Raw genomic sequence first — 11,272 nt, forward strand, 5'->3', positions numbered from 1 at the left:
GGCCGCCGAAATGGCAGCCGACGGCTTTTTCCGGATCGCGCTGGGCGTCGAATACAAAGGCTCGCGCTACCGCGGCTGGCAACGCCAGGCGTCCGGGGTGCTTACCGTGCAGGAAACCCTCGAAAACGCCTTGTCCAAAGTCGCCGACTCACCCGTTTCGCTGATGTGCGCCGGGCGTACCGACGCCGGGGTGCATGCCTGCGGGCAGGTGGTGCATTTTGACACCCGGGTCGAGCGTTCGATGAAGGCCTGGACCATGGGCGCCAACATCAACCTGCCCCACGATGTCAGTGTCAGTTGGGCCAAGGTCATGCCGGCGCACTTCCATGCGCGGTTCAAGGCCATTGCCCGGCGTTATCGCTACGTGATCTACAACGATCAGATTCGCCCGGCGCACCTGAACGAAGAAGTGACCTGGAACCACCGTCCGCTGGACGTCGAACGCATGGCGGAGGCCGCCCAGTACCTGCTCGGCACCCATGATTTCAGTGCTTTTCGCGCCGGTCAGTGCCAGGCCAAGTCGCCGATCAAGGAGTTGCATCACCTGCGCGTCACCCGTCACGGCAAGATGATCGTGCTGGATATTCGCGCCAGCGCGTTCCTGCATCACATGGTGCGCAACATTGCCGGCGTGCTGATGACCATTGGCGCTGGAGAACGCCCCGTGGAGTGGATGAAAGAGGTGCTGGAGAGCCGGATTCGACGGACCGGTGGCGTGACCGCGCATCCATTCGGTTTGTATCTGGTGCAGGTCGAGTACCGTGACGAGTTCGAGTTGCCCGAGCGTTACATTGGTCCACACTTTCTGACCGGCTTCTCGGAACTTGGCGGCTGACGCCCTCGAATGCTTTTGTTACCATCCGGGACTTTCCCGGATTTGTCTTGGAGTTGTGTCGACATGTCAGCCGTTCGCAGCAAGATCTGTGGGATTACCCGCATAGAGGATGCGCTGGCAGCCGTCGAGGCCGGGGCGGACGCCATCGGATTCGTGTTCTACGCCAAAAGCCCCCGTGCGGTGACGTTCCAGCAGGCGCGCTCGATCATCAAGGCGCTACCGCCGTTCGTGACCACCGTGGGCTTGTTCGTCAATGCAAGCCGGTGCGAATTGGGCGAGCTGCTCGATGCGGTGCCCCTGGACCTGCTGCAATTTCACGGCGATGAAAGCGTGGCCGAGTGCGAAGGCTGGCACCGCCCGTACATCAAGGCGCTGCGGGTCAAGGCGGGTGATGACATCGCCGCGGCCTGCGATGCTTATGCCAGTGCCAGCGGAATTCTGCTCGACACCTATGTCGAAGGCGTTCCCGGAGGAACCGGCGAGGCATTTGACTGGTCATTGATACCGCAAGGCTTGAGCAAGCCGATCATTCTGGCGGGTGGTCTGACGCCGGATAACGTCGCCGAAGCGATTGCGCGCGTGCGGCCTTATGCCGTGGATGTCAGCGGCGGGGTAGAGGCGAGCAAGGGCATCAAGGATCACGCAAAGATCCAGGCATTTATCAAAGCGGTACGCGGTAGCACCTGTTGATGTGACGGCTGGCAGACTGCCGCCGTCCACTGCACTGTACAAAGCGGATGCACTGCACACAGCAGGCAGATCCGAGGGTTTTTGGTTGCACGCAGGTCATGTTTCGCGCTGACCGTGGCAGTCCATCGACCCTCTTCGCACACATGAATTTAGCGCTAGGGCATACACGGGGCCGCGAACCAGAGCGTTCGGGCCGCCGGTACTGGAGAAAGAAAGCATGAGCAACTGGTTAGTAGACAAACTGATCCCTTCGATCATGCGTTCCGAGGTCAAGAAGAGCTCGGTGCCTGAAGGTCTTTGGCACAAATGCCCGTCTTGCGAGGCTGTGCTGTATCGTCCGGAGCTGGAAAAGACCCTGGACGTTTGCCCCAAGTGCAACCATCACATGCGTATCGGCGCCCGTGCCCGTATCGACATCTTCCTCGATGTTGAAGGCCGTGCCGAGCTGGGTGCGGACCTTGAGCCGGTTGACCGTCTGAAATTCCGCGACGGCAAGAAATACAAGGACCGCCTGACCGCTGCACAAAAGCAGACCGGCGAAAAAGATGCGCTGGTTTCCATGAGCGGTACTTTGCTGGGCATGCCGGTGGTGGTTTCGGCGTTCGAGTTTTCCTTCATGGGCGGTTCGATGGGCGCCATCGTCGGCGAGCGTTTCGTGCGCGCCGCCAACTACGCCCTGGAAAAACGTTGCCCGATGATCTGCTTCGCCGCTTCCGGCGGTGCGCGGATGCAGGAAGCGCTGATTTCCCTGATGCAGATGGCCAAGACCTCCGCGGTGCTGGCTCGTCTTCGCGAAGAAGGCATCCCGTTCATCTCCGTGTTGACCGATCCGGTCTACGGCGGCGTTTCCGCCAGTCTGGCGATGCTGGGCGACGTGATTGTCGGCGAGCCGAAGGCATTGATCGGTTTTGCCGGTCCGCGCGTGATCGAGCAGACCGTGCGTGAAAAACTGCCGGAAGGCTTCCAGCGCAGCGAGTTCCTGCTGGAGCACGGCGCCATCGACATGATCATCGACCGTCAGGAACTGCGTCCGCGCCTGGGCAACCTGCTGGCGCAAATGATGGGCCTGCCGACGCCGAAGTTCGTGGCTACACCCATCGAGCCGATCGTGGTTCCACCGGTACCTGCCAACCTATGACCCAACGTACCCTTGGCGAATGGCTCGCCTACCTTGAACAGTTGCACCCTTCGGCCATCGACATGGGCCTGGAGCGGTCGCAGCAGGTAGCGTCCCGCATGGGATTGGGCAAGCCGGCGCCTCGGGTGATCACGGTCACCGGGACCAACGGCAAGGGTTCCACCTGTGCGTTCGTGGCGTCCTTGCTGCGGGCCCAGGGCTTGAAAGTGGGGGTCTACAACTCCCCGCACCTGCTGCGGTACAACGAGCGGGTAACGGTCAATAGCATCGAAGCCACGGACACCGAGCTGTGCGAAGCCTTTGCCGCGGTAGAGGCCGGGCGCGGCGACACTTCCCTGACCTACTTCGAAATGGGCACCCTGGCGGCATTCTGGCTATTCCAGCGCTCCGGGCTCGATGCAGTGGTGCTGGAAGTCGGACTGGGCGGTCGTCTGGACACGGTCAACGTGGTGGATGCCGACATGGCGCTGGTCACCAGTATCGGCGTCGATCATGCGGATTACCTGGGTGATACCCGGGAGTCCGTGGCCTTCGAGAAGGCCGGTATTTTCCGTCAGGGCGCGCCTGCGCTCTGCGGCGATCTGAATCCTCCACAACCTCTGCTGGACAAGGCGCGCGAGCTCAGTTGCCCGTTTTTCCTGCGGGGGCGCGATTTTGACCTCGGTGTGACCGATCACAACTGGCAGTGGCTCGGTGTCGATGGGCAAGGGCGCGCGGTTGAACTGCGCGACCTGCCACTGCTCGATCTGCCGATGGAAAACGCTGCGCTGGCGTTGCAGGCGTACCTGCTGCTCGGCTTGCCTTGGGTGGATGCGCAGATTATCGAGGCGCTGCGGGCAACGAAGGTGGTCGGTCGTCTGGATCGCCGTGAGTTCGAGTGGCAAGGCAAGCGCTTGAATCTATTGCTGGATGTGGGGCATAACCCCCATGCGGCGGAGTATCTGGCTCGTCGCCTGGCCAGTCGCCCGCCGGTCGGCAAGCGTCTGGCGGTGTTCGGGCTGCTGGCGGACAAAGACCTGGGTGGTGTTGTCGGCGAATTGAGTGCTAGTGTCCAGCACTGGGCCGTTGCACCGCTGGATTCGCCTCGGGCGCGTCCGGTTGCGGATCTGCACGCCGCGCTGCAAGGTCTTGGTGCGTCGGTCACGTCATACGGCAGCGTCGCGGCCGCCCTGGAAGGGCAGTGCGCGCAGGCCACGAACGACGACGAAATCCTGTTGTTCGGATCATTTTATTGTGTCGCCGAGGCCCTTGAATGGCTGGCCCGGCGCTCCACGGAGGAAGCGGCAAATGGCATTGCTGGATAAGGCATACAAACAGCGCATGGTTGGCGCCCTGGTGTTGGTCGCGCTGGCGGTGATTTTTCTGCCGATGCTGTTTTCCCGCCAGGACGAACAACGCCAGGTGACGGTCGAAGCGCCAGCGGCTCCGCAGGCGCCGGCGATGCCCCAGGTGCAGGTCGAGCCCGTGGTGGTGCCTGAGCCGCAATCTTTACCTCAGGAGCCCGTGCCGAGCGATGACGAAATCGCCCAGCAGGAATTGGCGGTGCCAGCTGTTCCGGTCGCTCCAGCGCCAGCAGCGCCAGCAGCCAAGCCGGCTGTGCCCGCGCCGGTCCCGGCATTGGCGGCCAAGCCTGCAACAGCGCCGGCCCAGCCGATCACCGCGGCACCGGGCAAGCCGGACACCACGCAAAGCCGTATCGATGCCAATGGCTTGTCCGTCAGTTGGTCGGTGCAACTGGCCAGCCTGTCGAACCGTGAAAGCGCAGAGAAACTTCAGAAAACCCTGCGCAGCCAGGGCTACAACGCCTACATCCGTACCGCCGACGGCAAAAACCGGGTGTTTGTCGGGCCGTTGATCGAACGCGCTGAAGCCGATCGGCTGCGTGACTTGCTGAACCGCCAGCAGAACCTCAAGGGGTTTGTGGTGCGCTTTCAGCCGGAACGTGGCTAAAACTATCGCCTCGATATGAAATGCACTGACAATCGCAGCTTACCGATAAGCATGGGCTCTGCTAAAATGCGCCGCCTTATCCGTCTGTAGGCTGCACTGTGCCATTTACCTGGGTTGACTGGGCGATCGTAGCAATCGTCGCCATCTCCGCATTGATCAGTCTGAGCCGCGGCTTCGTCAAAGAAGCTCTGTCGCTGCTGACCTGGATCATCGCAGGAGTCGTAGCCTGGATGTTCGGTGGCTCACTGTCCGAGTACCTCGGCGGGTACATTCAAACGCCATCGGCACGTATAATCACGGGCTGTGCCATCATGTTTGTCGCCACTTTAATCGTAGGCGCAATGATCAATTATCTTATCGGCGAACTGGTTCGCGTCACCGGGCTCTCCGGGACCGACCGATTCCTCGGCATGGCCTTCGGCGCCGCGCGTGGCGGGTTGCTGGTGGTCATCGCCGTCGGGCTGTTGAGCCTGGGGCCGGTACAGCAGGACGGGTGGTGGAAAGAGTCACAACTCGTGCCAAAATTTCTATTGGTTGCAGACTGGTCCAAAAACCTGATCCTCGGGTGGAGCAGTCAGTGGCTTGCCAGCGGAATCAGCGTACCCGCTGATATTCCGTTCAAGGAGCAACTCTTGCCGACGGCCAAAACGCCTCAGTGAGTAGTGCTCAGTTCAGATCCATTAAGTAGGGGTTGCGTCGCATGTGTGGCATCGTCGGTATCGTCGGTAAGTCGAACGTCAATCAGGCGCTGTATGACGCGCTAACCGTCCTCCAGCACCGCGGCCAGGACGCTGCCGGTATCGTGACCAGCCATGATGGCCGGTTATTCCTGCGCAAGGACAACGGCCTGGTGCGTGACGTGTTCCAGCAACGTCACATGCAGCGCCTGGTCGGTCACATGGGCATTGGCCATGTGCGTTATCCAACCGCGGGCAGCTCGACTTCGGCTGAAGCTCAACCGTTTTACGTCAACTCGCCTTACGGCATCACCCTGGCGCACAACGGTAACCTGACCAACGTTGAACAACTGGCCAAGGAGATTTACGAATCTGACCTGCGCCACGTCAACACCAGTTCCGATTCGGAAGTGCTGCTCAACGTGTTCGCGCACGAACTGGCCCAGCGCGGCAAGTTGCAGCCGACCGAAGAAGACGTATTCGCCGCCGTCACCGACGTGCACAACCGTTGCGTCGGTGGTTATGCCGTTGTAGCGATGATCACCGGCTACGGCATCGTCGGCTTCCGCGACCCGCACGGCATCCGCCCGATCGTGTTCGGCCAGCGTCACACCGACGAAGGCGTCGAGTACATGATCGCCTCGGAAAGCGTTTCCCTGGACGTGCTGGGCTTCACCCTGATTCGCGACCTGGCACCGGGCGAAGCGGTCTACATCACTGAAGAGGGCAAGCTGTACACCCGTCAGTGCGCGACCAACCCGTCCCTGACGCCGTGCATATTCGAGCACGTCTACCTGGCACGTCCGGACTCGATCATCGACGGCGTATCGGTCTACAAGGCCCGCCTGCGCATGGGTGAGAAACTGGCCGAGAAGATCCAGCGCGAGCGTCCGGATCACGACATCGACGTGGTCATCCCGATTCCGGACACCAGCCGCACCGCCGCGCTGGAGCTGGCGAACCACCTGGGCGTGAAGTTCCGCGAAGGCTTTGTGAAGAACCGCTACATCGGCCGGACCTTCATCATGCCGGGCCAGGCCGCACGGAAAAAATCCGTACGCCAGAAGCTCAACGCCATCGAGCTGGAATTCCGCGGCAAGAACGTGATGCTGGTGGATGACTCCATCGTTCGCGGCACCACGTGCAAGCAGATCATCCAGATGGCCCGCGAAGCTGGCGCCAAGAACGTCTACTTCTGCTCCGCGGCACCAGCGGTTCGCTACCCGAACGTCTACGGCATCGACATGCCGAGCGCTCACGAGCTGATCGCCCACAACCGTACGACCCAGGACGTGGCTGACCTGATTGGCGCTGATTGGCTGATCTATCAGGACCTGCCTGACTTGATCGAAGCGGTCGGTGGCGGCAAGATCAAGATCGACAAGTTCGATTGCGCGGTGTTCGACGGCCAGTACGTCACCGGCGACGTCGACGAGGCTTACCTGAACAAGATCGAGCAGGCACGCAACGATGCCTCCAAGGTCAAGACGCAGGCAGTCAGTGCGATCATCGATCTGTACAACAACTGAGTTTCTACCGGCCCTGAGGGGCCGGTTTTGTATCTGGCAAAAAATACTTTCATCTATCAAGAGCAGGGCAAGGAGTGACAGCATGAGTCAGGAATGGGATGCCGGTCGGCTGGACAGCGACCTCGAAGGTGTAGCGTTCGATACCCTGGCCGTACGCGCCGGTCAGCACCGCACGCCGGAAGGCGAACACGGTGATCCGATGTTCTTCACTTCCAGCTACGTGTTCCGTACCGCTGCCGACGCCGCTGCGCGTTTCGCTGGCGAAGTGCCGGGCAACGTTTATTCGCGTTATACCAACCCGACCGTACGCGCCTTCGAAGAGCGCATTGCCGCGCTGGAAAGCGCCGAGCAGGCCGTGGCCACCGCCACCGGTATGGCCGCGATCATGGCCGTGGTGATGAGCCTGTGCAGCGCTGGTGATCATGTACTGGTGTCGCGCAGCGTATTCGGCTCGACCATCAGCCTGTTCGAGAAGTACTTCAAGCGTTTCGGTATCGAAGTCGATTACGTGGCCCTGGCGGACTTGTCCGGTTGGGATGCGGCGATCAAGGCCAATACCAAATTGCTGTTCGTCGAGTCGCCGTCCAATCCGCTGGCCGAATTGGTCGACATCGCCGAGCTGTCGAAAATCGCCCACGCCAAAGGCGCGATGCTGGTAGTCGACAATTGCTTCTGCACTCCGGCGTTGCAGCAGCCGCTGAAAATGGGCGCGGACATCGTCGTGCACTCGGCCACCAAGTTCATCGATGGCCAAGGCCGTTGCATGGGGGGCGTGGTTGCCGGTCGCAGCGATCAGATGAAAGAAGTGGTGGGCTTCCTGCGTACCGCCGGGCCGACCCTGAGCCCGTTCAACGCCTGGATCTTCCTCAAGGGCCTGGAAACCCTGAACCTGCGGATGAAGGCGCATTGCGCCAACGCCCAGCAACTGGCCGAGTGGCTGGAGCAGCAGGACGGCATCGAGAAAGTCCATTACGCCGGCCTCAAAAGCCATCCGCAGCACGAACTGGCGCTGCGCCAGCAGAAGGGTTTCGGTGCGGTCGTCAGTTTTGAAGTGAAGGGCGGCAAAGAGGGCGCCTGGCGCTTTATCGATGCCACGCGCCTGATTTCGATCACCGCCAACCTGGGTGACAGCAAAACCACCATCACCCATCCGAGCACCACTTCCCATGGTCGCCTGGCGCCTCAGGAGCGTGAAGCGGCGGGCATTCGTGACAGCCTGATCCGCGTTGCGGTCGGTCTGGAAGACGTGGCGGACCTGCAAGCCGATCTGGCGCGCGGCCTGGCTGCGTTGTGATCCAGTTGTCTACGCCGACCACTGGCTCGAATGGCCGCGTAGCGCTGGTGACCGGTGCTGCGCGGGGCATTGGCCTGGGGATCTCGGCCTGGCTGATCAGCGAAGGCTGGCAAGTCGTGCTGACCGATCTGGACCGGGAGCGCGGTTCGAAAGTGGCGAAAGTGCTGGGCGACAACGCCTGGTTCATTGTCATGGATGTCTCGAATGAAGGGCAGGTCGCGCTGGGCGTGGCCGAGGTGCTCGGCCAGTTCGGGCGACTGGATGCGCTGGTATGCAACGCGGCGGTTGCCGATCCGCACAACATCACCCTGGAAAGCCTCGATCTGTCTCACTGGAATCGGGTGTTGGCGGTGAACCTCAGTGGGCCGATGTTGCTGGCCAAGCACTGTGCGCCGTACCTGCGCGCTCACAGCGGCGCCATCGTCAATCTGGCTTCGACCCGCGCCGGGCAGTCGGAACCCGACACAGAGGCCTATGCGGCGAGCAAGGGCGGTCTGTTGGCCCTGACGCATGCGTTGGCCATCAGCCTTGGTCCGGAGATCCGGGTCAATGCGGTCAGCCCTGGCTGGATCGACGCGCGCGATCCTTCGGTACGGCGTGCCGAACCGTTGAGCGAAGCCGATCATGCCCAGCATCCGGCGGGCAGGGTGGGCACGGTTGAGGATGTGGCGGCGATGGTGGCCTGGTTGTTGTCGAGAAACGCCGGGTTTGTCACCGGCCAGGAATTCGTGGTCGATGGCGGCATGACCAAGAAGATGATTTACAGCGAGTGATACTGGCGTTGATGTATCGCCCTCATCGCGAGCAGGCTCCGGGCGGCGTGGACTGATGGTTGCCGACACTGGCCGGAATGAAATGATTTTGTCTTTTTCAGAAAAACTTCAATCCTGCTATTGACTTAGGTTCGCTACCTGCGTAAATTTCGCGGCCTCGGAGATGCAAACGGGTGATTAGCTCAGCTGGGAGAGCGTCTGCCTTACAAGCAGAATGTCGGCGGTTCGATCCCGTCATCACCCACCACTTCCGAGATACTTGCGAAAGCAAGAGGTAGGCTGAAATGCCTCCACCGACGCGCAGCGGTAGTTCAGTCGGTTAGAATACCGGCCTGTCACGCCGGGGGTCGCGGGTTCGAGTCCCGTCCGCTGCGCCATATTTTCCGAGTCAGGCATGTTCTGATTCGAGATTGAAAAGCTACTGAGTTTTCAATCAGACCGAGTTACTTGGGCGCAAGTCCAAAGCGATACGCAGCGGTAGTTCAGTCGGTTAGAATACCGGCCTGTCACGCCGGGGGTCGCGGGTTCGAGTCCCGTCCGCTGCGCCATATCTGCCCCGAGGCCCACTGAACGCCTTGGAGCTACGAAGAAACCATTGGTTACTTCGAGTCGATAGCAAAGACCCTGGTCGAAAGACCGGGGTTTTTTGTTTCTGCGATTTGGCTTTTTCTCCTTCCTCACGACCCTCACGGTTTCGCATCCGCCGACCACGCGCGGATGGCCAGTGAATTCCGTTGTCTCTTGAAAACTCCCCTCAATAATCCACAGCCTCGATAAACCGGCGCCGCGCGGCCGATATCTCGGCCTGTCATCAAATTATTCAAGCATTTACCGGGTGCGATTTGCACAAAGGACTTGGTTTGAGTTATCAACACTAATTAGAATGAGTCGCATTTATAATATTTCTTCGCGCAGGGTTCCTTTAGATGAGTGATGCAGCGTTGCCGCCGGAGCAAACCTTCCACGACCTGTACCGCGATCACCGGAGCTGGCTCGAAGGATGGTTGAGACGACGCATGGGCAACGGCAGCGACGCTGCGGATCTGAGCCAGGACACCTTCGTTCGTTTGCTCGCCAGCTCTCAGCGCATCGCCGACCTGCAAGAGCCTCGCGCCTACCTGGCGACAGTCGGCAAGCGGCTGCTGGCCAACTTCTACAAGCGCCGCAGCCTGGAGCAAGCCTATCTCGATGCATTGGCGTTGCTGCCCGAGGACTGCGTGCCGTCCCCCGAGCAACGCTGGATCCTGCTGGAAACCCTGCAGGCCCTGGACGAATTGCTCGATGGATTGCCGGGCCCGGTACGCCGAGCGTTTCTCTTGAGTCAGCTGGAAGGCCTGGGCTATCAAGAGATTGCCGAGCGCCTGCAAGTATCGGAACGCACGATCAAGCGCTACATGGCTCAAGCCTACGAACATTGCCTGCTGGTGGACATGTGAACGGTTCGGCACCTTCGGCCCAGGCCCGGCAAGTCGTGCGGGCCGCCGCGCAGTGGCTGGCCCTCATGGAATCCGGCTGCGCCAATGAGCAGGATCGGGCGCAGTTGCAGAGCTGGCGCGATAGCCATTCCAGTCACGAGCAGGCCTGGCAGAAAGCGCAACTCTTGCGCCAACGCTTTGCCGACCTGCCACCGGCCCTTGCCATGGCCAGTCTGGGCCGGCCACAAGCCAGTCGACGTACGGTGCTCAAGCGCGCTGTCGGGGCGGTGGCTTTGCTGCCGACTGCCTGGCTGATCAGTCGACAGTTGCCTCTGGATGCCTGGAGTGCCGACCTGCGGACCGCCACCGGGGAAAGCAAAAAGGTCCGGTTGGCCGACGGCAGCTCTGTGCAACTGAACACTGCCAGTGCCGTCGATATCGACCTCAAGCACAGGCGCCTGACCCTCGTGGAAGGTGAAATGGCACTGAATGTGCCCGGGATCTCGCCGCTGACGATTCTCACGCACTTCGGGCAAGTGGTCGTCAGTCAGGGCGAGGTGTGTGTTCGTCAGGGGCAGACGGGCTGCAAGGTGCAAGCGCTCAAAGGCACGGTGCAGTTGCAGCCTCTGCACGGACCGGTCTTTTCGTTGCGCGGTGGCCAGCAAGTCAGCCTTCAAGCGGCGGGTGTCGGTGCCGTGGAGCCATTTGACGTGCTGGCCCCGGGCTGGCGTGAGGGTGTGCTGATGGCGCAGAACCAGCCCTTGGGGGATTTTCTGCGCGAACTCGGCACCTATCGTCTGGGCGTGTTGCGTTGGGAGCCCGAGCTGGAATCGCTGCGCATCACCGGCAGTTTTCGCCTTGAAGACACCGATCGCATTCTGGCTCTGCTCGCGGCCAGCCTGCCGCTGGAAGTGCATTCGCGTACGCGTTACTGGGTAACGCTGGTGCAGCGCAAAAATAGTGTTTAAAGC

General features: G+C 61.1%; 11 protein-coding genes and 3 tRNA genes. All 14 read left to right on the top strand.

The genetic code is table 11. The features are described 5' to 3' along the window. The first annotated feature begins 10 nt into the window (after positions 1–10). Positions 11–835 (top strand): tRNA pseudouridine(38-40) synthase TruA, encoded by an 825-nt coding sequence (truA, locus tag ACMDB8_RS09160; RefSeq protein ID WP_056722181.1) that lies wholly within the window; start codon positions 11–13, stop codon positions 833–835. Between the two features lie 63 nt (positions 836–898). Beyond that, entirely contained in the window at positions 899–1,525 is a 627-nt protein-coding gene (locus ACMDB8_RS09165) for a phosphoribosylanthranilate isomerase (protein ID WP_056722182.1), read from the top strand. Positions 1,526–1,742: 217 nt separating this feature from the next. Then, a complete protein-coding gene (accD, locus tag ACMDB8_RS09170; protein ID WP_056722184.1) occupies positions 1,743–2,663 on the top strand; it encodes an acetyl-CoA carboxylase, carboxyltransferase subunit beta in 921 nt (306 codons plus the stop codon). Further along, positions 2,660–3,967 (top strand): bifunctional tetrahydrofolate synthase/dihydrofolate synthase, encoded by a 1,308-nt coding sequence (gene folC, locus ACMDB8_RS09175; RefSeq protein ID WP_409079144.1) that lies wholly within the window; start codon positions 2,660–2,662, stop codon positions 3,965–3,967. The genes accD and folC overlap by 4 nt, the downstream gene beginning before the upstream one ends. After that, entirely contained in the window at positions 3,951–4,613 is a 663-nt protein-coding gene (locus ACMDB8_RS09180) for an SPOR domain-containing protein (protein WP_409079143.1), read from the top strand. Before folC ends, ACMDB8_RS09180 begins: the two co-directional genes overlap by 17 nt. A 98-nt stretch (positions 4,614–4,711) precedes the next feature. Continuing rightward, positions 4,712–5,272, top strand: coding sequence for a CvpA family protein (locus ACMDB8_RS09185; RefSeq protein ID WP_056722189.1), 561 nt, complete (start codon positions 4,712–4,714; stop codon positions 5,270–5,272). 41 nt (positions 5,273–5,313) lie between these two features. Beyond that, positions 5,314–6,819, top strand: coding sequence for an amidophosphoribosyltransferase (purF, locus tag ACMDB8_RS09190; protein WP_056722191.1), 1,506 nt, complete (start codon positions 5,314–5,316; stop codon positions 6,817–6,819). An 82-nt stretch (positions 6,820–6,901) separates the two neighbouring features. Next, positions 6,902–8,113, top strand: coding sequence for an O-succinylhomoserine sulfhydrylase (locus ACMDB8_RS09195; RefSeq protein WP_056722193.1), 1,212 nt, complete (start codon positions 6,902–6,904; stop codon positions 8,111–8,113). Next, positions 8,110–8,886, top strand: a complete 777-nt coding sequence (locus ACMDB8_RS09200) for an SDR family oxidoreductase (protein ID WP_409079142.1) — start codon at positions 8,110–8,112, stop codon at positions 8,884–8,886. Before ACMDB8_RS09195 ends, ACMDB8_RS09200 begins: the two co-directional genes overlap by 4 nt. Positions 8,887–9,057: 171 nt before the next feature. Further along, positions 9,058–9,133 (top strand) — tRNA-Val (locus ACMDB8_RS09205). A gap of 53 nt (positions 9,134–9,186) precedes the next feature. Next, a tRNA-Asp gene (locus ACMDB8_RS09210) sits at positions 9,187–9,263 on the top strand. 94 nt (positions 9,264–9,357) lie between these two features. Continuing rightward, positions 9,358–9,434 (top strand) — tRNA-Asp (locus ACMDB8_RS09215). 378 nt (positions 9,435–9,812) lie between these two features. Further along, positions 9,813–10,322 carry a sigma-70 family RNA polymerase sigma factor gene (locus tag ACMDB8_RS09220; RefSeq protein ID WP_056722197.1) on the top strand — a complete coding sequence of 170 codons (510 nt, stop codon included), beginning with the start codon at positions 9,813–9,815 and terminating at the stop codon, positions 10,320–10,322. After that, a complete protein-coding gene (locus ACMDB8_RS09225; RefSeq protein ID WP_223540986.1) occupies positions 10,319–11,269 on the top strand; it encodes a FecR domain-containing protein in 951 nt (316 codons plus the stop codon). Before ACMDB8_RS09220 ends, ACMDB8_RS09225 begins: the two co-directional genes overlap by 4 nt. Positions 11,270–11,272: the final 3 nt, after the last annotated feature.

The organism is Pseudomonas monachiensis, from assembly GCF_047345015.1.
Taxonomy (GTDB): domain Bacteria; phylum Pseudomonadota; class Gammaproteobacteria; order Pseudomonadales; family Pseudomonadaceae; genus Aquipseudomonas; species Aquipseudomonas monachiensis.

Bases quoted from the DNA above. Each gene is read 5' to 3' on its own strand.
- truA (WP_056722181.1), top strand. From the start codon at position 11: ATGGCAGCCGACGGCTTTTTCCGGATCGCGCTGGGCGTCGAATACAAA.
- ACMDB8_RS09165 (WP_056722182.1), top strand. From the start codon at position 899: ATGTCAGCCGTTCGCAGCAAGATCTGTGGGATTACCCGCATAGAGGAT.
- accD (WP_056722184.1), top strand. From the start codon at position 1,743: ATGAGCAACTGGTTAGTAGACAAACTGATCCCTTCGATCATGCGTTCC.
- folC (WP_409079144.1), top strand. From the start codon at position 2,660: ATGACCCAACGTACCCTTGGCGAATGGCTCGCCTACCTTGAACAGTTG.
- ACMDB8_RS09180 (WP_409079143.1), top strand. From the start codon at position 3,951: ATGGCATTGCTGGATAAGGCATACAAACAGCGCATGGTTGGCGCCCTG.
- purF (WP_056722191.1), top strand. From the start codon at position 5,314: ATGTGTGGCATCGTCGGTATCGTCGGTAAGTCGAACGTCAATCAGGCG.
- ACMDB8_RS09195 (WP_056722193.1), top strand. From the start codon at position 6,902: ATGAGTCAGGAATGGGATGCCGGTCGGCTGGACAGCGACCTCGAAGGT.
- ACMDB8_RS09220 (WP_056722197.1), top strand. From the start codon at position 9,813: ATGAGTGATGCAGCGTTGCCGCCGGAGCAAACCTTCCACGACCTGTAC.